Here is a 25998-nt window from a genome sequence, read left to right as displayed (position 1 = left end):
TTTCAAGGATTATTCTTTACTAACTTCACCATAGATTAATTAATTTTAAGTAGTAGTTATTATGCTTATTATCGAATGGTATAGTTTTAGCGGATTGTAATTTTTACTATAATCCAAATTAATGGTCATAATTTTAACTGTTAAAATTCTCATTTTATTATTTTATAATAAAAAAAATTATTATTAAATGAATTTCCATAAAATATTTGTTTTGTTATAATTAGCTTAGGAGATTTCAAGTTTTATGGATGAATCTAAAAAAGCTAGGTCAGGAGATAAAAAAAAAGAAAAAGCCGTAGCTGGGATTTTACCCCATTCTAATAAGCCCGCAAGAGTGCCTTTAATAGCGGTTCCTTCTCATCCAGTTTTTCCAGGGATGTTTATTCCGATTGTTTTAATCTCTGATTCTGATATGAAAGCAATCGATTATGCTATGAAAGGCAATGGGATCATTGCCTTATTTGTTTTGAATGATAAATTTTTAGAAAAAAATAACAATAATGCTCAACAGAAATTAATTATTGATTATAGTAAAGATATTTATTCTGTTGGAGTTACTGGAAAGATAATAAAAAAAATTAATCTTCCAGATGGTGGTTACAATATATTTGTTTCAACTTTTGATAGGATTAAATTTGTTAAAGTTGTTCTTAATGATAAGTTTCCCATAATTGAGATTGACTATTTAAAGCAAATTCCAGTTAGAAAAGATGATATTCAATCAAAGGCAGTTTACGGTAGTATTTTGCTTAGAACTAAAGAAATATTTGCACATAGGAAAATGCCGGAAGTTCAATTAAATATGGTTAATATTGAAGATAAGGGAAAACTATGTGATATTGTGGCTAGCACTATTTCGTCTTCAAAAAATGATCATCAAATAGTTCTTGAAACTTTGAATGTAAAAGATAGGCTTAAAAAAGTTTTAGAACTGATTTATGAAGAGCTTAATTTAATTGAAATTCAAAATAAAATTGCCAAGGGCATTCAAGAGAGATTAGAGAAACAGCAAAAAGAGTTTTTTTTAAAAGAACAGCTTAAGGCTATTAAAGCTGAACTTGGCATAGGAGATAAAAAAAGCAGCGATTTAGAAAAGCTTAAAACCAAGCTAAAGGCTTTAGAGTTGAAGGGAGAGCCTTTAGAGGTAGTTGAAAAAGAGTTAGAAAAATTTTCACTTCTTGAAACAAGTTCGGCTGAATACATTGTTGTTAGAAATTATCTTGAGCTTATTACTGAGCTTCCTTGGCGAGATTTTAAAATTAATTTTGATAAATTAGATTTGCAAAAATCTAAAAAAATTTTAGATAAAACTCATTACGGAATGAACGAAGTTAAGGATAGAATTATTGAATATATTTCTGTTCTTAAGTTAAGAAAGACTCAAAAGGGGGCTATTATTCTTTTGGTGGGACCTCCTGGCGTGGGAAAAACTTCTATTGGGGCAGCTATTGCAAAGGTTTTGCGTACCAAGTTTTTTAGGTTTTCTGTTGGTGGAATGCGCGATGAGTCGGAGATTAAGGGACACAGAAGAACTTATGTTGGTGCTTTGCCTGGAAAAATTATTCAGGGCTTAAGAATTACCAAGACAAATTCTCCTGTTTTTTTAATTGATGAGGTGGATAAGATTTCTGCTTCAAGCTATGGGGATCCTTTTTCGGTTCTTCTTGAGGTTTTAGATCCTGAACAGAATGTTAGGTTTAGAGATCATTATCTTGATCTTCCTTTTGATATTTCGAATGTATTTTTTATTTTAACTGCTAATTCTGTTGAAACAATACCAAGACCTTTGTTAAATAGAATGGAGATTATTGAAATTTCTGGATATATTGATAACGAAAAAATAGAGATTGCAAGAAAGTATTTAATTCCCAAAGTTTTAAGTGAAAACGGAGTTGATAAAGATTCTTTAAAATTTCAAAGTTCATCTCTTGTTCAAATTGCTCAAGAGTATGCAAGAGATAATGGAGTGAGAAATTTTGAAAAATATTTAAACAAAATTGTAAGAAAGGTTGCTAGAAAGCTTATTGAGAATACTGAGGTTAAATCTTATCAAATTTCCAATGACAATTTAGAAGAATATGTTGGTGTGCCTGTTTTTAGAAAAGAAAGCATGCCTAATGCTATGTATTCAGGGATGGTAATGGGCCTTGCTTGGACAAATTATGGAGGTTCAACTTTGATGATTGAGACTGTAAAGACGGAATCCAAGGTGGGTGGAATTAAATTAACAGGTAGACTTGGGGATGTTATGAAAGAATCTGCTAATATTGCCTATACTTATGTTAATAGCATTAAAGGAGATTTAAGTATTAGTAAATCTTTTTTTGAAAAAAATATTATTCATTTACATATTCCAGAAGGAGCTACCCCAAAAGATGGGCCTTCTGCAGGAATTACAATAGCTAGTGCTTTTATCTCTCTTGCTCTTAATAAGGTTGTTAGACCCCATTTGGCTATGACAGGAGAACTTTCTCTTACTGGGAATGTAATGATGATAGGGGGCCTTAAAGAAAAAATAATTGCAGCAAAGCGCAGTGGCGTGGAGCATATTATTGTTCCTAAGGCAAATAGAGTGGATTTAGAAGAGATTCCTACTAACATTAAGAGCGGAATTAATTTTTATCTTGTAGATAATATGCGCGAGGTCATTAAATTATTGTTTTAATTTTTTAAAATTGTTGTTTGAGGCTAGCTTTACTCTAGGTTTAAATAAATAAATTAATAATGGAAGAAGAGTTAGTGATGCAAGAGATGTCGTTAGCATTGTAAAAGCAATTATTGCTCCAAGAGTTGATATTATTTTATAAGACGAAAATGTTAGAGTTAAAAATCCTATTCCAACAGAAATAGAATTTGCAAATATTCCATTAAATACATTGGGTATTGATTCAAGAAGTGCAGTTTTGTAGATTTGATTTTTTTGGTATTGTAAAATAAATGTATTGAAAAAATGAATTGAATAATCTACTCCTACTCCCATGCTTACAGATGCAATTGTTGCCGTTGCGGGGTTTAAGGTTATCCCAAATAATCTCATTACAGCAAAGTTTAAAAACACTGACCATGCTACTGGGATTGCAATAATTATTCCGGTTTTTATAGATTTAAAGAAAAACATAAGTAGTAGTGTTATTGATCCAAGAGTTGTTATAATGTTTATAACCTGTTCTTTTACCATTGTTTTAGCTATTAATACCTTATCATAAACACCTGAGAAATGATATTTATTATTTTTCATATATTCATTAATTGTGTTAATAGCATATTTTTCAAATTTTTTTATTCCTTCGGTTGAGTTGTCTTCAATTCTTACTATGATAGATATTAATGACCAGTCATCGTTAATGTACATTCTTTTATTGTCCTTAGTCCAATCGCTTTTATCTATCAAATTTATTAGTTTGTTTAGTATAATTTTATTTTCAGGCAGTTTATACTCTAGTGGGGATTCTTTTTTAATTTTAAAATTTGTAAATTTTAAAATGCCATTAATAGAACTAGATTGAGTTTTTGCAGAAAATGCATCAAGCTTATCTGTAATTAAGTCTAATATTTGCATTGCTTTAGCATTTTTAAATTCACCGGGCCTGCCTTCAATTTCTATTTTGAAAATCGATATTCCCCCCATTTCTTTTTGCATTAGGTTTAATGTTTTTTTTACACTTGTGCTTTCTTTAAAGTAATCTTTTTCATCAAAATTGATTTCGATTTTTAAAAGACCTACAAAAGAAATTCCCAGTATGATGAGGACCATTATAGAGGATGTATATTTTCTTTTTAATATAGATTTTGTTATTTGCGTATTTAGTTTGGCAAGTCTTTCAAGGAAGGATATTTTATTTAGTTTATTTTCTTTTTCTTTTTCAAAAGACTTTTTTTTTGCAAATGGGATTAATGTTATTATTCCAGGTAAAACGGTTAATGAGATTATCATTGARATAATTACTCCAATTGACATGAAAATACCCATTGTTTTGTAGGCATTAATTGAAGAGGTTGTAAGAGATAAAAATCCAAATGCAGTTGTAAAAGATGTTAGCAGGATGGGTGTTTTAAGTTTTTTAATTGTTGCTTTTATGGATTCTTTTGAGAGCTGTTCTTTTTTTATTAATTTAAATATTTCATTTATTATATGTACAGCATTGGCGCATCCGATTGAAATAAGTAAAACAATCATTGAAGTTTCTGGCACTGTAATAGGGGATTGTACAAGCCCTTTAATTCCAAAAGTCCAAATCAATGATAATAATGCAATAAAAATAGGAATTAATGCGCCAATTAGATTTTTTATAATAAGATAGAGTGAAATTATTACTACAAAAGTAGCAAGAGGCCCTAAGATTTTGAAGTCTTCAACCATGTAGTTTAAGATTTTTTCTCTTACTATTAAATCCCCCGTAAGATACAACTTTAAATCGTCAGTTTCATATTTTTTAATTGTTTTTTCCATCTCATCAAGTTCAGTTTTTAAATTTCTACTGAAGTTGATTTGGTCACTCTCTGATGGGATTATTATGAAGTATATTAAATTTTCTGAGTTGCCTAAGAATGTGTTTTTTACAAATGGAGTTGACTTTATTTTGCTTTTTATTTCTTCTATATCTTTATCAGTGTAGATTTCTTTTTTAAATTGTGGGAAATAAGAAAATATGCTTGTAACGGCATTTGGAGATACTTTTAAAATTTTGGTTATTTCACTGATTACGCTGTTTATTGTTTCAAAATTTTTTTTATTGAAGATATTTTTTTTATCCTGAAATATTACTATTGTAGATAAAAGTGAATTACTTTTATCAATGTCTATTAAGCTTTCAGTTTCTTTGGTCTTGGGTATAAGTTTTAAGATGTTTGCATCGAATTTAAGATTTTTCAAAAAAAATCCTAAAAAAATAGTAATTAAGATAAATATTGTGAATATAATTCCTTTATATCTAATGCTTAGACCTTCAAAGTCCATATAACGCCTCTTTTTTACTTTATCACTATGTTGACAAGCTTGTTTTTAATTACAATTATTTTTACTATTTTTTTATTTAATAAGTTTGATTTTATTTTGCTATTTTCCATTGCTATTTCTTTTAGTTCTTTTTCGCCTGTCTCTTTGTTTAGTAAAATTTTGTCTTTTATTTTTCCATTTATTTGCAAGACAATTTCTTTTTTGCCTTTAATAATAAGGCTTTCATCGAATTTTGGCCATTTTGAATTTTTGAATAAACTAGGAAGCTCTCCAATATATTCCCACAACTCTTCTGCTAAATGGGGTGCATAGGGAGATAAAATAATGATAAACGGTTTAAATATGTTTAAATAATTTTTTTCATACTTTAGAAGTTCATTTATAAATATCATCATGGCGGAGATTGCTGTGTTAAAATTTAGTTTTTCTGTGTCTTCTGTGACTTTTTTTATTACTTTATGTAGTTCAGATATTATTTCCCTTGGGGGATTCTCTTTTGATAGTTCTTTTTCTCTTAAGTTCCAAATTTTGTTTAAAAATCGAAAAACACCAATAATTCCTTTAGTGTTCCAAGGCTTAGAATCTGTTAGTGGCCCCATAAACATTTCATAAATTCTCATTGAGTCTGCTCCAAATTCCTTAATAATGTCGTCTGGGTTTATTACATTTTTTAAAGATTTTGACATTTTGGCAATTACTTGGGTTACTTCTTTGTTATCTTTTTTATCAAAAAATTTATTGTCTTTTTCTATAACTTGGTCATTGGGTATTAAAACCCCGTTTTCTTTTTGATAAGAAAATGATGTTATTATGCCTTGATTTATTAGCTTTTTAAAAGGTTCTTTGGTATTTACGTATCCTAGATCATAAAGAACCTTGTGCCAAAACCTTGAGTAAAGCAGGTGTAATACTGTATGTTCAGCTCCGCCTATGTATAGATCAACCGGCATCCAATATTCAATTTTTTTTTTGTTTGCAAACTCTTTTGAGTTTTTGGGGTCTAAGTATCTTAAATAATACCAACAAGAGCCTGCCCATTGAGGCATTGTGTTTGTTTCTCTTGTAAAGCCCATATCTTTTACGTTTACCCAATCTTTAATTCTTGACAAAGGAGATTCACCTGTTCCAGAAGGTTTATAGTTTGCAATTTCTGGAAGCTTTAAGGGAAGATCATTTTCCTCTAAAGGTATTGCATTTCCAAGTTTATCAAACAAAATGGGTATAGGCTCTCCCCAGTATCTTTGTCTTGAAAAAATCCAATCTCTAAGCTTGTAGGCAACTTTTTCTTTCCCTTTTTTGTTTTTAGTAAGCCATTTTATTACTTTGTCTTTTACTTCAGAATTTTTAAGATTATTAAATTCATTGGGAGAATTTATTGAAATTCCATCATCAACAAATGCTTTTTCTAATATTTCATTTTTCCCCGATTTTGATATCACGGGTAAAATTTTTAATTGATACTTTTTGGCAAATTGAAAGTCTCTTTCATCATGTGCTGGAACACCCATTACAGCTCCGGTTCCGTAAGTTCCTAGTACGTAGCTTCCAACCCAAATTGGAATTTTTTCATTTGTTATTGGATGAAATGCGTAAGATCCTGTGAAAACTCCCGATTTATCTTTTTCAAGAGAAGTCCTATTAAGATCGCTTTTGAGTTCTTCGTGCTTTACATATTTTAAAACATTTTGTTTAAAGTTGTTCTTTGTTATTTTTTCTATTAGTTTATTTTCTGGTGCGATCACTAAATATGTGATGCCAAAGATTGTGTCTGGCCTTGTTGTAAAGACTTTAATTTTATCGCTGTGGCCTTCAATTTCAAATTCAATTTCAACTCCTGTTGATTTGCCAATCCAATTTCGCTGCATTTCTTTTACAGATTCAGGCCATTCTAATTCTTCAAGGTCGTCTAGCAATCTTTCAGCATACTTTGTAATTTTTAAAACCCACTGTCTTAAATATTTTTTTTCGACGCTGTAAGATCCTCTCTCAGATTTTGGTCCATCTGAAGTTTGAATAATCTCTTCATTTGCTAGTACCGTTCCAAGCTCGGGGCAGTACCATACAGGCATTTCTTTTACATAAGCTAGCCCTTTTTTATATAATTGCAGGAAAATCCACTGTGTCCATTTATAGTAATTCTCCTCATGTGTTCTAATTTCTCGATCCCAATCATAGGCAAACCCCAAAGCTTTTATTTGTTTTTTAAACTTATTAATATTTTCTTCTGTACTTTTTTGAGGGTGAGTTCCTGTTTGTATTGCGTAATTTTCAGCAGGAAGTCCAAAGCTATCAAATCCTATTGGGTGAAGTACATGAAATCCATTCAAAAGCTTGTATCTTCCAAATATGTCTGTTGCTGTGTATCCTTCTGGATGACCAACATGAAGCCCGTTGGCAGAAGGATAGGGGAACATGTCAAGTATATACAATCTTTTTTCCTTGGGAATACTTGGATCTTCTTCTACTTTGTATGTTTTGTTATTATCCCAAAATTCTTGCCATTTTTTTTCAATTTTTATGAATTCGTATTTAGACATTTGTCCTCTTGAAAATTAACTCATAACAACTTATTCTCTAATATTCTTTTAGATTGCATTTTTGTTAATTTTATTTAATAATTTGCTAACAATTTTGATGCTGTGAACTGGACTTGAACCAGCACGGGCTTGCGCCCACTAGCCCCTCAAGCTAGCGTGTCTACCACTTCCACCACCACAGCACTATTAACCATTATATTTTTTATTTTAAATTTTTGTCAACTTTTTTATTTTTTTTAATTACGTAGATTATTATTGTTGTTGCTATTACAGCGATAAATATTGCAAATATAATTATTTTTATTTTTGAAAATATTATTTCAAATGATTGACCTAGTTTGAAGCTTAGAGTAAAATAAACAACTATTGAGAGCAAAGTTGCAAAGAAGTCAGAAACAATAAATAGATTAGATTTCATATTTCCCATTCCTGCTGACATAAATATTGCGTTTCTAACTCCAAAGGGTATAAACCTTCCTATAAATAAAGTTAATACCCCATATTGACCATAATAGTAATTTATTTTGTCAAGCAGGTTATTGTCTTTTTTGTTTTTAAATAATTTATTTCCCATTAATTTCCCAATGTAAAAAGATATTATGTCTCCAAGATAGGCTCCCCAAAAAATTCCTAAAAATATTAATATAGTATATTCATTTTTTCGACTAGATAAAATTCCACCCATTAGTACTATTGCATCCTCAGAAATAGGAACATTAAGTCCTGCTAAAATTAGTAACGAAAAAAATACTATTGGGGAATAAGCTATGTTTGAATCAATATATTCTATTATTGTGTTTATATACATTTTTGTCATCTATTTCTTGTTTTATAAGTTAAATATATGCTTGCTAAAGTTAAATATGCAAAGTAAAGGATAAGAACCGTTTTTGCCATTTTTAACGCTGTTGTGGACAGCTCTGAAAATATTGATACAACAAATATTAGGCAACTTATTATTGTTATTGGTATGGTAATTTTCCTTAATTCTTTGGTTTTTGATGGGTAAATAAATTTTATTGGAATAAAGCTTGTTATAATGCATATTGACATTGTAATAAGATTTGTTATTTGTTCCATTTTAAAGATTATGTTTAATATCACAAAGAGATTCCATAGGGAAGGAAATCCCCTAAAGTAGTTATCATTTGTTTTTGCATCTGTTCTTGAGAATTGGTATGCTGATGAGAGTAAAATTCCGATGCAAATGGCGACTTTATATTTTTCTTCAATAAATTCTCCTAAATAAAAAAATATAACGGGTATGAATGTATAGTTTATATAGTCTGTAATATTATCAAGTAGAGTGCCATCAATTTCGGGTATTAATTCTTTAACCTTAAGTTTTCTTGCCATAGTTCCGTCAATTCCATCTATGATAAGCCCTATTACTGTTAACTTTAAAAGAAGAGAATAATTACCGTTTACAATTGAAATTATTGAGTAAAGTCCTACAATCAAGCCAGATGCTGTAAAAATATGTACAAGCCAAGCTAAAATCAAATTGATATTTTTCACAGTAAAGCTCCTTTTATTGGAATATTTTCTTTATCTCTTCAAGTCTGCATTTGAAAATGTTAATAGTGTTTTCTATTGTTGCTTTTTTTGTTAAATCTACTCCGGTAATATTTAAGGAATCTAGCGGATATTTAGAACCACCTGTTTTTAAAAATTTTATATAATTTTCTACTGCATCTTTTTTATTTTCTTTAATGCCTTTATATATTGACAGAGCAGCTGCAATGCCTGTAGCATATTGATACACATAAAAGGGTGAATAAAAGTGAGGAATTCTAAGGCATTCAAGGGGACTTAATTCATCAAATTTTAGACTAGGTCCAAAGTATTTTTTTAACAAATTCATATAAGTTTCTGTTAGTGTTTCTTTTACTACAGGTTCTTCTTTGCTAATCATTTCATGAATAATGTACTCAAATTCAGCAAACATTGTTTGTCTAAAGAATGTTGAAATCATGTCGTCAATTTGTGTTAGTTTTATATATTTTATTTTGTTAGTATCGGTTTCGTTTTTAAGCAAATATTCTGCCAATATTTGTTCATTGATTATTGATGCTATTTCTGCTTCAAAAATGGAATAATTATAGTGTGGGAATGGGTTGTTTTTTATGCTAAAGTAAGAGTGCATTGAATGTCCTGCTTCATGTGCAAGCGTAAACATGTCTCTTATTGATTCGTCTTTGTAATTAAGAAGTATATAAGGCTTTCCGTTGTATGATCCAGCGCTAAAAGCCCCTGATCTTTTTCCAGTATTCTCGTATTTATCAACCCATCTTTCTTTTAAAAGACCGTTTCTTAAGATTTTTGTATATTCATTTCCTAGTACCTCTAAAGATTTTAATATTTTCTCACAAGCGTCTTCAAATGAATTTTTAAATATTATTCCTTTTGTTAATGGTACGTAAACATCGTAGTGATATAGATATTCTTGGTTTAAGACTTTTTTTCTAAACTCATAATAGTCATTAAGCACAGGTAAATTTTCATTGACAGTTTCGATTAAATTTGTATAAACTTTTTTATCAATATTGTTTGAAAAGAGCTGCATTGAAAAAGTATTTTGGAACCTCCTTGTCTTTGCAATGAAGTGATTTTTCTTAAAGTCTGAAATAATAAGATTAGCAAGCGTATTTTCATTATTTTTGTATTTTTGATAAAATCTTAAAAAGGCTTCTTTTCGTATTTTTTGATCTTCGTTTTGTAAAAATAGTGTGTAGGTAGAATTGGTTAAAGGGTGTTTATTGATCTCTCCAAATTCCATATCAGCATTTGTTAATGCTGAGAATATGCTTTGATAAGATGTGTAAAGGGGGGTGTAGTTAGCAAGTATTTTTTCTTCTTGTTCGCTTAAAATATGTTTTTTTTCTCTTAGTATTTTTTCAATTGCAATTTTTTTATCCTTAAGCTCTGGATCATTTATCCAAGCTTGAATTTTTTTTTCGTCTGTTTTTAGTATTTTAGGCATAAAGTATGAGGTAGTATTAGATACTTTTGTAGCTAAATTGACACATATGGAATATATTTTATTTGAATCTTTATTGGTTACATCTGTTTCTAATTGAAGCATTGCATAGTAAGAGACTTTCTCTAAATCTTCCATGATTTCGTAGTATTTGTTTAAAGTTTCTTTAAATAAATCAAAATTTAATTCCAGTTTTTCATATTTTTTAAATTCTTTGGTTTTAATTTCAATAGCATTGATTGTTTTTACATATTCTTCTTCATTTGCAAATAGAAAAGATAAATCCCATTTATCATTCTCATTGATTTCATTTCTATTTATCACTAAATTCTCCTCTTCCTTTTTTTATTGTTTGAAAAGAAATAATAAGTTGAAATTTTATAAACATTGTGCTTTTTATTTTACAATAAAGTCTAAACTTTATATATAAAAAGCCTTTAAGTTTAACTATTGAATAAAGATTTTAGTAAAAATTTTTTAAATTTTAAAAATGCTATTCCTCTGTGGGATATTTTGTTTTTTTCTTCAAGTGTTAGATCACTAAGCTTTTTATTATTTTTAGTTAAAAATATTGAATCATACCCAAATCCATAGTTTTTCTTGTCATTTAAACTTAAGGCAATTTTTCCCTTAATAATTCCTTCAAAATTTAATATTTGCCCATTTTTTGATATATAGCTTATGTTGCATATAAAATATGCTTTTCTGTTTTTTTCATTTTTCATTAAGTCCAAAATTAGTTGATTTTTTTCATTAGTGCTTAATTTTTTACATAGCTTATAAGTGTCATATCTTTTAGAGTAAATTCCAGGTTCCAAGTTTAGTGCCTCAATGCACAGCCCAGAATCTTCTCCGAAAACATTTTGATTGTTATTTAAAATTTCAAACAGTGCTTTTGCTTTAAGTAAAGAGTTTTCTTTAAATGTTTTTCCTGTTTCTTTTATGTTAAAATTTTGAGGGACTATTAAGTTTAAATTAGGTATATCTAATATATTTTTTACTTCATTTATTTTATTTTCATTTGTTGTTGCAAAAAATAGTGTTTTCATCTATATAATAATAAAGTATTTATGAGTTTAATTGTATAATTATATTGGTTTTAAGTATTATTCTCTTTAATTTTGTGTACTTATTAAGTATTTTTGTACCAGGTTTTTATCGAAAAAATTTGGATTTTTGTCTAAGGTGTTAAAATAAATTTTTAATTTTCTTGTTTGATCATGGTAATTTTTAGTAAGGTTTGTTATGAAGAAAAGAATTAGATTTAAGATTATTTTGGGTTTTAAAGGAATTTTAAAGTTTTTTTTAGTTATTTATAATTCTTTGTTTATAGCCCTTAAAGCCATACATTCTTTTTTTAAGCAAAATATTAGTTTTATTGTTATTCCCCATGTTAAAGGGAATGTCAAAAATATTAAAATTTCTTTTTTGACTTTATTTTTCTTTTCTACTTTTTTTTTAGGCGGTTTTATAGGGTTTGTTTTACTTGCTGTTAATTACGTTACTCTCTCATCAATTGTGAAGTCTACAGAGAAAAATTACTCTTTAGCAGAATCTGAGATTGAAGATTTTAGAAATACAGTTGTAGAAATTAATTCTGTTGCAAAAAATTTTTCTAAAGTTTTAGATGAACTTAAAACCTCTTTAAAAATCAATTCTAATGGTGTTGATTTAAATAAAAATAAACTAGATGGAGATCTTTCTGATTTTATTGATTTGCAAATTTTAGAAGCTAATTCAATAAAAGAGCTTAGTGATCTTAAAAATATTAAAAGCAAAATAGAAAGTTCAATTCCTCCTCTTAAAAGCATAGTTAAAGTCTTGCACGCCCAAGACAAGCTTTTAAATGATATTCCTTCTCTTTGGCCTCTTGCGGGTGGATCTGGAATTATTACTTTGCATTTTGGTCCTGCTATTGAGCCTTTTACTAGGCAATGGTATATTCACAAAGGCATAGATCTTGGGGGAGTCAGAATTGGAACTCCTATTGTTGCAACTGCTGATGGGGAAGTTGTTAGGGCAAGTTATCAGTCAGCAGGCTATGGTAATTTTGTTCAAATTAAGCATAAGTATGGACTTGCAACTCTTTATGCGCATATGTCGCGGCTTAATACTTCTAAAGGGTCTTATGTTAAAAAGGGGCAGATAATTGGATTTATGGGGCAGACAGGTTATGCAACAGGTCCACACGTTCATTATGAGGTTCGTGTAGGTTCTCAAGTTATTAATCCCGATATGTATTTAAATTTAGCAACAGGAGCTTCAAAATAGATGTTAAATTTTTTGACTGTAAAAAAAGAAAGAAAAGCCCCGTCTTTGTTTATTTTTGATGAAATAAAAACAATAGTGGGCGTTGGTGATTTTTTTAAAGGAGACTTAGTTTCAAATAATTTTATTCGGCTTGATGGTGATTTTATAGGCACCATTAGCTCTACTAAAAGAGTAATTATTGGGGAGAGTGGTAGAGTTAAATCTAGCATTGATGCTAATGAACTTGTTATTTCTGGAATGGTTGTGGGTAATATTTATGCTAAAAGCAAGATTAAAATATTTGCATCAGGGTGTGTTATTGGAAATATTTCTTGTAAGTCAATTGAAGTTGAAGAGGGCGCTATTATTGATGGGTATATGGATATTGGCGCTGAGTATCTTAGAGCTCCTGAAAGAAATACATTTTTTTATACTGGTTCTTACAAGGTTAATGAAGATCTTTTAATTGAAATCAATAAGGTGCATCAAGAAGAAAAAAAGTCTTTTCAACTTTTAGAAGGTAAAGATGATAAATATTTTTCAAGTGTTGTGAACAAAATAGATGAAAGTAAATAATTTAATTGCTGGGGCATTAAATCTTAATTCAAAAGATTATAAAAAAAGTGGCAAAAAGGTGTCTTTTGATAAGAACAATCTTTTTTCTTCGATATTTCAGGCTGAAAGTGTCAAAGAGGATAAGCATTTTATTTTACTTGAAAATGGAGAATTTAATCTTGATTTAATTAAAAGTATGTTAGATGGAATTAATGAGACTGGTGAGAGACTTTTGAGTGAGCCTTCCAGACAAAATGTTATTTTTTACAAAAAAGTTATTTCAGAGTTTATATCCATTATTATATCATCTTCTGTTTGTTTGAAAGAGCAAAAAGGGGGAAATTTAGGAGATCCCAAGCGCCCCAAGTATAGAATTATTAAGATTATTAACGACAAGTTAGACAAACTTGCTTATTCTGTTTTACAAAATCAAATGACTCAGATTAAACTTTTGGATAGCATTGAAGAGATTCAAGGCTTGCTTGTGAATTTGCTAATGTGAATTGGGTGTAAGACTTTTTAATGTTTTAGGTTTTAAAATTAAAAGGGATTGCTTAACAATCCCTTTGTTTAATATAAAAATTAATTTTAAATTAAATATTTTTTACTTATTTCTAAAAAGTTTTTTATTTGTTCATTTTTCCACTCTTCAGATTTATTTAATTTTTCCATCATTATTTCAGCAACTCTTGGAGCAGCCTCAATTGTAGCTTGAGGATTTAAAGGTAGTGATCTTGTTCTTCTTGCTAAAACATCCTCAATAGTTTTGGCTTGTTCAAATTTAATTGAAAAATCTATTTGAGCTTCATTTAAATCCAAGTTTTCGTGTATTTTTTTGTCAAAACCCTCCATATTTTTTAGAATTTCAAAGTCGCTGCCATAAGCTCTAAAAGGTTCAGGAATTTTCATTGCTTCTTCTTTTTTAAGGTAGCCGTGCAACTTTAAATCTTCTGTAGTTGGTGCACGATTTGGTATTAAATTTTGTTCTATGGCCTTAAGCAAGGTTTTTTCTGCCATTTTTCTATATGTGGTATATTTCCCCCCCGCTATTGTAATAAGATTTGAATCTGATATAAATATTTTTTCGTTTCTTGAGATTTTTGAAGTGTTTCCTTGAGCTTTTGGATCCATTATTAATGGCCTTATTCCGGTATATACACTTTTTACATCTGATTTTTCTATTTTAATATTTAAATAGTTATTTAAATTATTTATTATAAAGTCAATCTCTTCTTCAAATCTTTTGGGTTCTTCTTCTATCTCTTTTATTGGAATGTCAGTGCTTCCACAAACAACACTATCATACCAAGGAATAGCGAATAAAATCCTATTATCACTAGTTTTAGGTATTAATATTGCATGATTTTTGGGAAATTTGTCTTTTTTGACTACTAAATGGCTACCTTGGGAAGGTTTAATGATGTTTAAGGCTTTTTCATCATCCAACCTTCTTATTTCATCTGAAAATATTCCTGTTGCGTTTATTATGCATTTGCTTTTTAATGAAATTTGTTCTTTTGACAATTTATTTTGTATAAGAACTCCCGAAAGCTTTCCGTTTTCTTTGTTGAATTTTTTAAGTTCTGTATAGTTAAGGGCAATGCCTCCTTTTTCGGTAAAGGTTCTTAACAATGTTATTGCCATTCTAGCATCATCGAATGAATCATCGTAATATAGAACAGAGCATTTAAGGCCCTCTGTTTTAATATTGGGAGCTTTTTCAATGGTAGATTTTTTGGATAGTAATTTAGTTTTGTATTTAGTAGTTTTTTCTTTACCCATAAGATTGTGGTAGTAACTTAATCCAAAATAATAATAAGGTATTTCTAAAACATTATAAATAGGCGTGATAAGTGCACATTCGTTAATTAAATGGGGTGCATTTTTCTCAAGAATGGCTTTTTCGCGCAAAGCTTCTTTAACTAAAGAAATATTCCATTGGGCTAAATATCTTACTCCACCGTGAATTAATTTGCTTGATCTAGAGGAAGTTCCTTTTGCATAATCAAATTTTTCTATAAGTATTGCTTTATACCCCCTTGTAATTGCGTCTACCGCAATGCCAAGACCTGTTGCGCCCCCTCCAATTATTATAAGATCAAATTCTTGATTTTCAAGATCTTTTAATTTTGTTTCTTTGTTATTATTCATGAAATTTAAATATTCCTCCATTTTGGTTAATTTCTTTTCTTTTTAGTTAAATACTAGATTGAAGAAATTCGAAAAGACCATTTGTTTTAATTTTATTGAATAGCACTATAGACCAATTGCACTGGTAAATTTTTCAATTTTTTGTGATTTTTCTTTAGATTTAATATATTATTAATCATTTTTTGTATTGCTCCAATGAATTTTACCTTTTCAAAAGGTTTAGACAGTTTATTTTTTGAATACATGCACAATATTAATAGATGTAGATGAAAAAATTTAATTAAGAGCTGTTTGTATAATTGATTTATTTGCTTGCCAAACATTTTTATTATATGTTGTTTTAGTTTCAAAAAATCAAATAAATTATGCATAATTTTGTTACCAGTATATTTTTGTTATAATCTTAAAGCTTTGTTTTGAACTTTTATGAACTATGAGAATTCTGTATCCAGGATTTTGCTTTTCCAACCGCTTTGTTCCAATTCTCAAGAAGCTTTTCTTTTTGATTTTTTGGCATTGAAGGTTCAAATATCTTGTCTACTTGCCAAAGGCTTACGATTTCTTCGGCGCTTTGCCAATAACCCGTTGCAAGTCCTGCAAGATAAGCAGCGCCAAGAGCGGTTGTTTCTGTTATTTTTGGTCTTACAACTTTACATTCTAAAAGATCAGCTTGAAATTGCATTAATAGATTGTTTTGACTTGCTCCCCCGTCTACTCTTAATTCTTGAATTTCAAAGTTGGGAATGGATTTTTTCATGGTATTTAGTATATCGAAGCTTTGAAATGCGATGCTCTCAAGAGCAGCTCTTGTAATGTGAGCTTTTGTTGAGCCTCTTGTTATTCCGATGATTGTTCCTCTTGCATAAGAATCCCAGTGAGGTGCACCAAGCCCAACAAATGCTGGCACAAAATAAACTCCACCATTATCTGAGACAGAGCTTGCCAACGCTTCTGCATCTGAGCTTTTTCTGAAAAATTCAAGACCGTCTCTTAACCACTGGATTACAGCTCCTCCAATAAAAACACTTCCTTCAAGAACGTAGGTTACAGATTTTTTTCTTCCCCATGCAATTGAAGTTAAAAGCTTGTCGTGGCTAATGATTGGTTCTTTTCCTATATTAACCGTTAAGAAGCAGCCAGTTCCATAAGTGTTTTTGGCCATACCCTTTTTAAGGCAGGCTTGTCCAAATGTTGCTGCAAATTGATCCCCAGCAATTCCTGCAATAGGAATTTCTGCTCCAAATAGTGCTTTGTCTGTTTTGCCGTATATTGTAGAACTTTCTTTAAGTTCAGGCAAAATTGCCCTTGGAACATTTAATATGCTTAAAAGTTCATCATCCCACTCTAATGTTTTAATGTTTAATAATAATGTTCTTGAAGCATTAGAGTAATCGGTTGCATGTTCTTTTTTTTGAGTCAGGTTCCACAATATCCATGTATCTATTGTTCCAAAGCATAATTCGCCATTTTCGGCTCTTTGTCTGGCACCTTCTACATTATCCAATATCCACATTATTTTTGTTCCACTAAAATAAGAATCTAGCACCAAGCCTGTTTTTTCCAAAATAATTTTATCTTTTCCTTCTTTTTTTAATTGGTCACAAATTTTTGCAGTTCTTCTGTCTTGCCATACTATTGCATTGTAGATGGGCTTTCCTGTATTTTTTTCCCATATAACCGTAGTTTCTCTTTGATTAGTTATTCCAATAGCGTCAATTTCATTGGGCAAAATTCTTGCATTTGCCATAGCTTCTGTTATAACTCCAAGTTGTGAGCCCCATATTTCTGTAGGATCATGTTCCACCCAACTTGGTTGTGGATAAATTTGAGTAAATTCTTTTTGAGCAAACCCCTTTATGTTTGCATTTTTATCAAATACCATTGCTCTCGAGCTAGTAGTACCTTGATCAATAGATAAAATGTATTTCATAGTTTTTCCTTTTTCCTTTAATAAAGATAAATATTTTTTCTTTTAGTCTTTGTTATTTTTTAGTGTAAATTCGTAAATTGTAGCTCCCAAAATTGCTCCAATTATTGGGCCAATTATTGGTACAATAACTATACTTAGATTGTTAAATCCGTGATTTTTAAATCCAGCAAATAAGAGTAAAATTCTTGGTCCCAGATCCCTTGCAGGATTAATAGCATAACCGTTCATTCCTCCGAAACTTATCCCTATTGATAAAACCACTGCTCCTACAATAAAAGGAATAAATGGATTGTCGCTGTGTTTTTTTGTAAAATCTCCAACAACAGAAATTAAAAACATTAGCAAAAAAGTTCCAAAAATTTGATCAATAAATCCAGGCAAAAATCCAGGAACAGCAGGGAAAGTTGCCATTATTCCTTGAGTATTTTCTAAGCCAGGATCCATTTCTATCCATTTAGGATAAAATACGACAAGTGTCATTAATGCACCTGTAAAAGCTCCTAATATTTGTGCTACAATGTAATGTAAAAGTTTTGAAACGGGAAACTTTCCAACACTTGCTAATCCTATGCTAACAGCTGGGTTTAGGTGTGCTCCGCTCATTCTTGCTGCTGTGTAAATACCAAACGTTACACCCAATCCCCATCCAAATACTATATTTGTATATCCTCCTTTTATTATTTCTCCTGGTATTTCGGGACTTGAGGAAAATAATACTGTCATTGCAACAGATCCAGTTCCTAGAGCCAATAGGATAAATGTTCCCAAAAATTCCGATATAAATTCTTGGAATTTTGTATAATTCATAATTATATCTCCTTATCTTTATAACTATTTTATTTTTTATTAAGAAGTTTTAATTTTTGATTTTTTAATCTGAATAATATTAAATCTTTTAATTAAATTTTATTTTGTTTTTTGCAAGATGGTTAGAATTTTTTTATTTTAGTCTCTTTTATTAAAAAAAATTAATTTTTCTAATAAAAGCCTTATTAAAATTATATTTAATATCTTATTTTTAATTAAGATTAATGTCAATAATTTAAGAATTTTAATTTTTAAATTATGAATTTCTTTTCTAAAATTTGTTTAAGGATTTTTTGTTTTATATTAAAATTTTTACATTGGATTTTTTCATTAATGAAGTTTTGTTCGTTAGTAGTTCTTTTTTTTAGCTTATATTTGAATTTATTTAAGTTATTTTGGAGGTAGACTTGGTGATTGTAATAGAAGGTTTAATTGGGGTAGGAAAAACTACTCTTGGAAATATTTTATCAAAGGAGTTGGAAGTTCCTTTTTACAGTGAATTGAATAATGATTTTACTTTAGCTGTATTAGACAAATTTTATAAAGATAAATCCAGATGGGCATTTCCAGTCCAAATTAATTTTCTTAATGAGAGATTTAAATTAATAAAAGGTGTATTTAGAACAAAAGGGGGCATATTAGACAGATCTATTTATGGTGATTGTGTGTTTGCGTCTCTTTTAAATTGTGATGGGCATATTTCTGATGAGGAATATAAAATATATATCGATCTTCTTGATAATATGCTTGAACATTCTCAGCGACCAAGTTTGCTTGTTTATCTTGATTGTAGTATTGATGAAGTTGAGCGCAGAATTAAAAATAGAAATAGAAGCTTTGAAATGAATATCCCCAGAGATTATCTTGAGGGTCTTAATAGGAAATATTTAAAGTGGTATGATGAATACAACTTGTCGTCAAAAATAAAATTTTCTTACGATAATATAAATATTTTTAGTGAAGAAGATAGGAATAAAGTGATTTCTTTAATTAGAGATAAACTTGTATTATAATTATTTATAGTAGATTGACATTCTTTTGTTTTATTTTAAGGTTGAGTGTTAATGGAGGTTCTTATGAGAAGATTATTTCTTCTATATATTTTATGTTCTTTTGTTTTTTTGAATTTATTTGCTCAAGGTAGTTCTTCTTATATTGATAAGCAAAAAGAGCTTGCTATTTTTTATTATGAGGTTGGTCAAAGATATATAAACGTTGGTAAAATTAAAAAAGGAAAGCTTTTTCAAGCAAAAGCTTTAAAGATTTATCCAGATTTGAAAAAGGGGTTTGATATCAAGCTTGCAGTTAAAGAGCTTGATGCTAGGATTAAAGATGACAATCCCAAGGTTGTTATGCTTGAGGATATTAAGCTTGAGGAGATACCTGGAATAGTGCACGAAAAAATAGAAATCAATGATTTTACAAATGCTCCTAAAATAGAATATATTGCTCAAAGAGAGAGAAGCAAAAATCAAGATAAAATTATTAAGTTTCAATTTGGAAAGTTTGCAAGAGCTTTAATTTCTAGGAACTTTGATTTGTTTGATTCAGTTATTGCGGATAAAGTTAACGTTATGGGTCAATTTGAATCAAAAAATGATTTTATATCAACTTTATCAAGTGCTTCATCTAAGGCCGATGCTGATGAGTTAGAGTATTTATCAGTTGATGATTATTACGATTTAAAGTCTTTAAAAATTTCAAAATCCAACGATACTTCTTTTGCTGTTAATGTTAATGCCAAAAAAAATGATGTTACTAAAAATTTTCCATTTTGGAAAGAACGTCAAACTTTAATTTTTACTACAGAGGATGATAATAATTGGTTTTTGTCTTCCATAAATTGAAATCTTAGTGTTGTGATTAAAAACATCATCACTAATATATGTATAAACGAGTCTCCAATTTTTTCATAAATGGTTGTAAACGTTGGGGACAGTTTTACGGTTGATAATAGGTATCCTTTTTTAAAAGTTTCCAATTTTTTAATGGTTTCTCCATATTCGTTGATGGTTGCAGTAATTCCTGAGTTTGTAGCTCTAATAGTTTTGATTCCATTTTCAATGCTTCTAAATTTAGCCACAACAAAGTGTTGCCATTCTGCTGAATTTGTTTTTGACCAAGAATCGTTTGAAAAATTTACTAATATATTAGCGCCTTGGGTTTTGTAAAACCTTGAAAGCTCTGGAAATGCATCATCATAGCATATTAAAGGAGCAAATTTAAACTTTTTCAATTTTAATATTTCGATTTTATTTCCTTCAATCTGTCCTAAAATTCTAAAGTTTTTTAAAAAAAAGTTTCTTACAAATTTATATTCGTAAAATGGAATTTTTTCTGCAAAAGGGACTAAGAATATTTTGGAATATATGTTTGTAATGTTGAGGTTTGGTTCTACCATATAAATAGAATTTTGTTGAATCCCTATGGCTTTGTCCAAATTTGAGGGAGCCCCAATGGCAAATGGGATTTTGTGTTCTTTTATAAAATTTTTAAGCTCATTGTGCAAATCAGAGCTTTTAAAGTGCTGATCTTCTTTGCTAAAAGGGTAAGTTAGCACCCCTTCGCTCCAGATTACAAATTCTATTTTTGGATTTTCTTTTAAGGCTTGCTCTGTAATTTCAATAGAGTCTCTTATTCCTTTTTTGTCATTTCCTGGCAACCATGGATCAGTGTTAAGCTGAATAGCTGCAATGTTTAGACTGTCTATTTCTTTTGCTAATAAGTTTTTTAGCTCAATTTTTTTGATCATTCCGTAAGTAAAAGATGCTGTTATTAGCAATGTTGGAAATGCTATGTTTAGCAAATTTGTTTTGTTTTTGTGGATTAGAAAGTCTGCAATTCCCGAGTTTAAAAAGTAGACTGCAAATGATACAAAAAATACACCAAAAATGTCTGCTATTTGAATTAAATTGTTGAAGTTATTTACGGTGAAAGCTGCAAGCCCCCAAGGATATGCTAAAAATCCAATTGATCTTGAGTAATCATAAAATGTAAAAAGCATTGTTATGCTCATCGTTTTATTTTTAAAGCTTTTTAAAGAGTAATAAAGGAAATAGCCTAAAGTTAGTGAATATGGAATGTACCCTATTATCACTCCAATGAATGTAATCCATCCAAATGCATGAAAAAACCCAAGCCAAAAATTTTGCAGGCTGTTGGCTATTATAAAGTAAAATACCGTCAGTCCCATTAATGCTTTTTTATCTTCTAGTTTGTTTAAGGCTATAAAAAGTGGTACATAAGCAACAAATCCAAGGATTGAATATCCGGTTTCTTTAATTTCATTTGGAATTGCAAGTGTTGTAAGAATTCCTGAAAATGCGGCTAAGCAAAAGCATCTAGTTTTCATTTTTCCTCTTTTTTACTATTATTAGTAACATAATGGTGTAATATATTTAACATTATCATTAATAATTTTATATGATAGTATTAATTTTTTTGTATTATTTTTTGGAAAAGTTATGCTTATAATAGGTATTTAAAGAGTAAAGGGGATTATGTTAATTTTTGGTTTTATTGGTTTGTTTTTTTTAAATATTTTTAGTTTGCATGCCCAAGGAATAGTTACTAATAAAGATGCTCAAGAAGAGTTTAAATGGGCTCTTAATTCTTATAATAATGGAATTTACGATGATGCTCTTTTATCTTTTAAAAAAATTTTAAGCTTTGATCCTAATAATCTTGATTATCATTTTTGGACTGGCAATGTTTATTATAGACTGGGTTATGTTGAAGAAGCTTTAATGGAATGGAGAAATTTAAAAGATCAAGGCTATAAGGTTCCCTATCTTAGACATTTGATTTCTACTATTGAGCAAAGGAGAGGTATTTTTTCAAATTATGAACTTAATTTTAAAAAACTTGTAAAAGTTGCTTCTCTTGATAATTCTATTTATAAAAGGCCACATGGGTACCAGATTACATCTTTAAGGGCTGATAAGTACGGCGGATATTACGCTGCTAACTTTGTAGGCAATGAAATATTGTATTTTGATGTTAATAACAATGTTAATGCTTTAGTTAAAGATGGCTTTAGTTATTTAAAATCACCTTATGATGTTATTGAAGCTAATAATCTGCTTTATGTGACTCTTTATTCAAGTGATGAAATTGGTGTTTATGACAAAGTTCTTGGAGTTAAAAGGAAATCTATTGGGAATAAAGGCACAAAAGATGGCGAATTGCTTGCTCCTCAGTATATGGCTATTGATAAGAGAAACTATATTTATGTAAGTGAGTGGGGAAATAAAAGAGTAAGTAAATTTGGACTTGAAGGTGATTTTATTTTGCATTTTGGTTCTAGAACTTCAGGCTATAAGGGCCTTTTAGGTCCCACAGGCGTTACTTATTTGAATGAAAACATTTATGTTGCAGATTCTCTGAGAAATACCATTGAAGTTTTTGATACTAGTGGTAATCATTTATATTCAGTTTTTACTTCTATTGAGGGAATAGAGGGGCTTAGCAGTGATTTTGTAGGTAATAATGTTATAGTATCCTCAAAAGATGGTGTTTATAAATATAGCATTGCTAAAAAGACAATTACAAAAATTTTAAAAGCAGATAAAATGAATTCTAAAATTTCTTCATCTATTTTGGATGCCAATAATCAGATGATTGTCTCAGATTTTAATAATGCCAAGGTTTCAGTTTACAAGAGTGATGCAAGCCTTTATGATAGTTTAAATGTTGATGTTAGAAGAATAATTAGGCTTGGAGGGCCTAAAATTTACGTTGAGCTTAATGTTAGCAGTAAAAGCGGATTACCAGTTGTTGGGCTTAAAAGTGAAAATTTTTCAATTTCAAATGAAAATTATTACATTGTCAATCCCAAGGTGGCATATAATGTAAATGCTTCAAAAGACATTAATATAGCAGTTGTTTTTGATAAATCTTCTTATATGAAAAAATATGATACAGATCAAATTGTAGGGTTAAATGCCCTAATGGAGTTGTCAAAAAATAAAAACTTTAGTTTTATAAATGCAACAAGTGTGCCCATTATAGATAATATTGAAAGCTTAACAAATAGCATTAGAAATACAAGTTCTCTTGGTCCTTATAGTACAGATGCTGTAAAAACAGACGTTAGTTTGAAGTTGGCAGGTTCTGGGCTTATGTCAAAAAGCTCAAGAAGAGCAGTAGTTTATTTTAGTGGTGGTATTTTAAATCGTAAAGCTTTTGAAAAGTACTCTTTAGATACAATAGTAAGCTATTATAAAAATAATGATATAAGGTTTTACTTAATACTATTTGGTAATGATCCTATTAATAGTAAGCTTCAGTATTTAGTTAATGAAACAGGCGGTGCTGTAATTCCTTTTTCATCTTATGAAGGTGTATCTAAAGTTTATGATTTAATTTTAGAACAAAAAACGGGCACTTATTTGTTGGAATATTATTATCCAGGCCCTCAAGAACCTAATAAATATTTTAATTTATCTGTTGAAGCAAATATAAATCAACAGACAGGAAGAGGGGAGTTTGCATATTTTATTAATTAGATTTCTTTTTGATTTTATTAGAGGTTTAGGCTATGAGACTTAATGCGGGGATTGTGGGACTTCCCAATGTGGGTAAATCTACTTTATTTTCATCTTTGACATCATCTAATGTTGAGATCGCGAATTATCCTTTTTGTACCATTGAGCCAAATATAGGAATAGTAGAGATTCCCGATGAAAGGCTTTTAAAAATCTCAGAGTGCATTATTCCACGCAAAATTATTCCTGCTGTTATGGAATTTGTGGATATTGCAGGTCTTGTCAAAGGAGCATCAACAGGCGAAGGGCTTGGCAATAAATTTTTGGCTAATATTCGCGAAGTTTCTCTTATTGTTCATGTTGTAAGATGTTTTGAAGAAAAAGAGGTTATTCATATTAATGACGATATTAATCCTGAGAAAGATATAACTACAATTAATGTTGAGCTTTGTCTATCTGATCTTGAAACTGTTCAAAAAAGCCTTCAAAAACAAGAAAAAAATGCCAAAAGCACTGATAAGAAAATTAGTGAATCTTCTAAGGCAATTGTTTTAATGTTAAAAAGACTTGAAGACCATTTAAGCAATATGAATCCTGCTGTTGAGTTTAAATTTGATGATTTTGAATACAACTTTATTAGATCATTAAATCTTTTGACTTTTAAAAAAGTTTTGTATGTTTGCAATGTTGATGAAAATTCACTTAGCGGCAATAAATATACAGATATTGTAAAAAATATTGCCTTGAAAGAAGGAAATGATTTTTTAATCTTATGTGCCAAAATTGAAGCTGAACTTGCCCAAATAAAGGATATATCTTATAAAAATGAAATGTTAAAATTATTTGGAATAAATGATAGCGGTCTTGGCAATTTAATTAAAAAAGCCTATTATACTTTGGGCCTTAGAACCTATTTTACAGCAGGTTTGCAAGAAGTTAGAGCTTGGACATTCAAGCAGGGCATGAGAGCACCCAAAGCTGCTGGAATAATTCATAGTGATTTTGAGAGAGGTTTTATTAAAGCAGAAGTTTATTCTTGTGAGGATTTATTTAAATTTCAAAGTGTTCAAAAATTAAAAGAGAAAGGACTTGTTAGAATTGAAGGCAAAGAATATATTGTAAGAGATGGAGATGTAATCTTTTTTAAATTTAATGTGTAGATTTATTTTTATATTATGCGTGATTTATTTTTTAATAATGTAAAATTAATTAGTTTGTTTGTTTTTAATGTTGTGATTTGTTTGCTTTATTTGGGTTTTTATGACGCAAGTTTTTTTTACTTTGTTTTAGCACTTCTTTTGGTAAATTTTTTTGTAATTTTTTTTTATTTAAGATATTTTTATTCTATTTCTTTTAAGGGATCTAAGATTTATTATAAGGGTATTTTTTTAAGTTATAATTTTGATTTTAGTGATATTATTTCGTTTGAAAAAAGATTATCAGACAATGTTTTGATTTTGCAATTAAAAAATAAAAAAAAGATTAAGGTTTGTTTTTGGACAGGCAACGGTTCAAGTGAATTATTTAAAGAGCTTAAAATTAAGAGAAAAGATCTGTTTGTCCCAAAATTGGAAAATTTTCCAATAAGATATTATTTATCTTGTACTTATCTTTTTATGTTTTTAGCTCGTATTATGATTGCTTTATTTGTTTATTACATTTCATTAAGCAATATATTTATTTTTTTATTTATTTGTTTTATTGATATTAAAGTTTTGTTGGGGGATTTTTCAGTTATTAGCAATATAGTGTTATTTTATGAGTTTAGGAAAGATTCAATCTGTGAAAGAAAAATTTTTAAAAGTGAAATTTATTTTTATGAATTTTTTGAAAAAATTTTTATTGCCAGAGAATTTGAATTTAACAATAAAAATTATTTATGCTTTTTATACAAAGAAAATCATCAGACAAAAAAGGTATATATTTTGAATAAAAAAATTTCTTATTCCATGCAAAAGGTTTTTGAATATATTAATCAAAACTATTGTACTAAATTAACTTAAATCTTTGATTGACTATATTTGAATTAGTTGATATATTAAAGCTATTGTTTAATAATATTATTAAGGAGTATAACTTGAGAAAAAATGCATCTGCATTGAAGCGCTCTCGTCAAAATTTAAAAAGAAAGATTAGAAATGTAAGTGTAAAAAGTGAATTAAAAACAATAGAAAAACGCTGTATCAACATGATAAAAGCGGGTAAGAAAGACGAAGCTATTGAATTTTTTAAATTTGTTGCAAAAAAACTAGACACTGCTGCTAGAAAGCGAATAATTCATAAAAATAAGGCTGCTAGAAAAAAATCTCGTTTAAATGTTTTGCTGTTAAAGTAAGGAAATTAGT

General features: G+C 29.1%; 20 protein-coding genes and 1 tRNA gene. 10 read left to right on the top strand and 11 right to left on the bottom strand.

Annotated elements, in window-relative coordinates; genetic code table 11:
- The first annotated feature begins 244 nt into the window (after positions 1 to 244).
- Positions 245 to 2665 (top strand): endopeptidase La, encoded by a 2421-nt coding sequence (gene lon, locus BB_RS01255; protein WP_002656104.1) that lies wholly within the window; start codon positions 245 to 247, stop codon positions 2663 to 2665.
- Here lon and BB_RS01250 read toward each other — a convergent pair.
- The 7 genes from BB_RS01250 to rdgB form a co-directional block, all read right to left on the bottom strand.
- A complete protein-coding gene (locus BB_RS01250) occupies positions 2654 to 4957 on the bottom strand; it encodes an efflux RND transporter permease subunit (RefSeq protein WP_020948722.1) in 2304 nt (767 codons plus the stop codon). The two genes, lon and BB_RS01250, sit on opposite strands and share 12 nt — an antisense overlap.
- A 14-nt stretch (positions 4958 to 4971) precedes the next feature.
- A complete protein-coding gene (gene leuS, locus BB_RS01245) occupies positions 4972 to 7494 on the bottom strand; it encodes a leucine--tRNA ligase (RefSeq protein ID WP_010889717.1) in 2523 nt (840 codons plus the stop codon).
- Between the two features lie 98 nt (positions 7495 to 7592).
- Positions 7593 to 7676 (bottom strand) — tRNA-Leu (locus BB_RS01240).
- Between the two features lie 20 nt (positions 7677 to 7696).
- Positions 7697 to 8311, bottom strand: a complete 615-nt coding sequence (locus tag BB_RS01235) for a DedA family protein (protein ID WP_002657683.1) — start codon at positions 8309 to 8311, stop codon at positions 7697 to 7699.
- Positions 8308 to 9012 (bottom strand): phosphatidylcholine synthase, encoded by a 705-nt coding sequence (gene pcsA, locus BB_RS01230; protein ID WP_002556848.1) that lies wholly within the window; start codon positions 9010 to 9012, stop codon positions 8308 to 8310. Before pcsA ends, BB_RS01235 begins: the two co-directional genes overlap by 4 nt.
- 13 nt (positions 9013 to 9025) lie before the next feature.
- Positions 9026 to 10798, bottom strand: a complete 1773-nt coding sequence (gene pepF, locus BB_RS01225) for an oligoendopeptidase F (protein ID WP_010889716.1) — start codon at positions 10796 to 10798, stop codon at positions 9026 to 9028.
- A gap of 119 nt (positions 10799 to 10917) precedes the next feature.
- Positions 10918 to 11523 carry an RdgB/HAM1 family non-canonical purine NTP pyrophosphatase gene (gene rdgB, locus BB_RS01220; RefSeq protein ID WP_002656090.1) on the bottom strand — a complete coding sequence of 202 codons (606 nt, stop codon included), beginning with the start codon at positions 11521 to 11523 and terminating at the stop codon, positions 10918 to 10920.
- Between the two features lie 196 nt (positions 11524 to 11719).
- On the opposite strand from rdgB, the gene BB_RS01215 reads away from it, so the two are divergent.
- Genes BB_RS01215 through BB_RS01205 form a run of 3 tightly spaced genes read left to right on the top strand, consistent with a single transcriptional unit; the run spans position 11720 to position 13781 of the window.
- Complete coding sequence (locus BB_RS01215; protein ID WP_010889715.1) at positions 11720 to 12745, top strand: M23 family metallopeptidase; 1026 nt, start codon at positions 11720 to 11722, stop codon at positions 12743 to 12745.
- Positions 12746 to 13300, top strand: a complete 555-nt coding sequence (locus BB_RS01210; protein ID WP_002556844.1) for a bactofilin family protein — start codon at positions 12746 to 12748, stop codon at positions 13298 to 13300.
- The gene (locus BB_RS01205; RefSeq protein ID WP_002656987.1) at positions 13287 to 13781 is read left to right on the top strand and encodes a YaaR family protein; all 495 of its coding nucleotides are present in this window, start codon (positions 13287 to 13289) and stop codon (positions 13779 to 13781) included. The genes BB_RS01210 and BB_RS01205 overlap by 14 nt, the downstream gene beginning before the upstream one ends.
- A gap of 86 nt (positions 13782 to 13867) precedes the next feature.
- On the opposite strand, the gene BB_RS01200 is transcribed toward BB_RS01205, so the two are convergent.
- The 3 genes from BB_RS01200 to BB_RS01190 form a co-directional block, all read right to left on the bottom strand.
- A complete protein-coding gene (locus BB_RS01200) occupies positions 13868 to 15451 on the bottom strand; it encodes a glycerol-3-phosphate dehydrogenase/oxidase (RefSeq protein ID WP_002660591.1) in 1584 nt (527 codons plus the stop codon).
- A 403-nt stretch (positions 15452 to 15854) separates the two neighbouring features.
- Positions 15855 to 17360, bottom strand: a complete 1506-nt coding sequence (gene glpK / locus BB_RS01195) for a glycerol kinase GlpK (protein WP_002656192.1) — start codon at positions 17358 to 17360, stop codon at positions 15855 to 15857.
- Positions 17361 to 17402: 42 nt separating this feature from the next.
- Complete coding sequence (locus BB_RS01190; protein ID WP_002556839.1) at positions 17403 to 18167, bottom strand: MIP/aquaporin family protein; 765 nt, start codon at positions 18165 to 18167, stop codon at positions 17403 to 17405.
- Between the two features lie 410 nt (positions 18168 to 18577).
- On the opposite strand from BB_RS01190, the gene BB_RS01185 reads away from it, so the two are divergent.
- Together BB_RS01185 and BB_RS01180 are read left to right on the top strand one after the other, a co-directional pair.
- Positions 18578 to 19180: a deoxynucleoside kinase gene (locus BB_RS01185; RefSeq protein ID WP_002663810.1), complete on the top strand. Its 603-nt coding sequence runs from the start codon at positions 18578 to 18580 to the stop codon at positions 19178 to 19180.
- Positions 19181 to 19243: 63 nt separating this feature from the next.
- Positions 19244 to 20014, top strand: coding sequence for a hypothetical protein (locus tag BB_RS01180; RefSeq protein ID WP_002556837.1), 771 nt, complete (start codon positions 19244 to 19246; stop codon positions 20012 to 20014).
- Here the strand turns inward: BB_RS01180 and lnt are convergent.
- Positions 19954 to 21519: an apolipoprotein N-acyltransferase gene (lnt, locus tag BB_RS01175; protein WP_010889713.1), complete on the bottom strand. Its 1566-nt coding sequence runs from the start codon at positions 21517 to 21519 to the stop codon at positions 19954 to 19956. The two genes, BB_RS01180 and lnt, sit on opposite strands and share 61 nt — an antisense overlap.
- Before the next feature lie 148 nt (positions 21520 to 21667).
- Here lnt and BB_RS01170 point away from each other — a divergent pair, with 148 nt between their 5' ends.
- From BB_RS01170 to rpsT, 4 genes are all read left to right on the top strand, one after another.
- Positions 21668 to 23674: a hypothetical protein gene (locus tag BB_RS01170; protein WP_010889712.1), complete on the top strand. Its 2007-nt coding sequence runs from the start codon at positions 21668 to 21670 to the stop codon at positions 23672 to 23674.
- Between the two features lie 32 nt (positions 23675 to 23706).
- Complete coding sequence (gene ychF / locus BB_RS01165; RefSeq protein WP_002664905.1) at positions 23707 to 24813, top strand: redox-regulated ATPase YchF; 1107 nt, start codon at positions 23707 to 23709, stop codon at positions 24811 to 24813.
- A 15-nt stretch (positions 24814 to 24828) separates the two neighbouring features.
- Positions 24829 to 25656, top strand: coding sequence for a membrane protein (locus BB_RS01160; protein ID WP_002662521.1), 828 nt, complete (start codon positions 24829 to 24831; stop codon positions 25654 to 25656).
- A gap of 74 nt (positions 25657 to 25730) precedes the next feature.
- Positions 25731 to 25988, top strand: coding sequence for a 30S ribosomal protein S20 (gene rpsT, locus BB_RS01155; RefSeq protein WP_002556832.1), 258 nt, complete (start codon positions 25731 to 25733; stop codon positions 25986 to 25988).
- The last annotated feature ends 10 nt before the right edge of the window (positions 25989 to 25998 follow it).

The organism is Borreliella burgdorferi B31 (genome assembly GCF_000008685.2).
Taxonomy (GTDB): domain Bacteria; phylum Spirochaetota; class Spirochaetia; order Borreliales; family Borreliaceae; genus Borreliella; species Borreliella burgdorferi.
Note: the sequence above shows the minus strand (reverse complement) of the source record. Positions and strands in the feature narration are given on the sequence as shown.

Bases quoted from the DNA above. Each gene is read 5' to 3' on its own strand.
- lon (WP_002656104.1), top strand. From the start codon at position 245: ATGGATGAATCTAAAAAAGCTAGGTCAGGAGATAAAAAAAAAGAAAAA.
- leuS (WP_010889717.1), bottom strand. From the start codon at position 7,494: ATGTCTAAATACGAATTCATAAAAATTGAAAAAAAATGGCAAGAATTT.
- BB_RS01235 (WP_002657683.1), bottom strand. From the start codon at position 8,311: ATGACAAAAATGTATATAAACACAATAATAGAATATATTGATTCAAAC.
- rdgB (WP_002656090.1), bottom strand. From the start codon at position 11,523: ATGAAAACACTATTTTTTGCAACAACAAATGAAAATAAAATAAATGAA.
- BB_RS01215 (WP_010889715.1), top strand. From the start codon at position 11,720: ATGAAGAAAAGAATTAGATTTAAGATTATTTTGGGTTTTAAAGGAATT.
- BB_RS01210 (WP_002556844.1), top strand. From the start codon at position 12,746: ATGTTAAATTTTTTGACTGTAAAAAAAGAAAGAAAAGCCCCGTCTTTG.
- BB_RS01205 (WP_002656987.1), top strand. From the start codon at position 13,287: ATGAAAGTAAATAATTTAATTGCTGGGGCATTAAATCTTAATTCAAAA.
- BB_RS01200 (WP_002660591.1), bottom strand. From the start codon at position 15,451: ATGGAGGAATATTTAAATTTCATGAATAATAACAAAGAAACAAAATTA.
- glpK (WP_002656192.1), bottom strand. From the start codon at position 17,360: ATGAAATACATTTTATCTATTGATCAAGGTACTACTAGCTCGAGAGCA.
- BB_RS01190 (WP_002556839.1), bottom strand. From the start codon at position 18,167: ATGAATTATACAAAATTCCAAGAATTTATATCGGAATTTTTGGGAACA.
- BB_RS01180 (WP_002556837.1), top strand. From the start codon at position 19,244: ATGAGAAGATTATTTCTTCTATATATTTTATGTTCTTTTGTTTTTTTG.
- lnt (WP_010889713.1), bottom strand. From the start codon at position 21,519: ATGAAAACTAGATGCTTTTGCTTAGCCGCATTTTCAGGAATTCTTACA.
- BB_RS01170 (WP_010889712.1), top strand. From the start codon at position 21,668: ATGTTAATTTTTGGTTTTATTGGTTTGTTTTTTTTAAATATTTTTAGT.
- ychF (WP_002664905.1), top strand. From the start codon at position 23,707: ATGAGACTTAATGCGGGGATTGTGGGACTTCCCAATGTGGGTAAATCT.
- BB_RS01160 (WP_002662521.1), top strand. From the start codon at position 24,829: ATGCGTGATTTATTTTTTAATAATGTAAAATTAATTAGTTTGTTTGTT.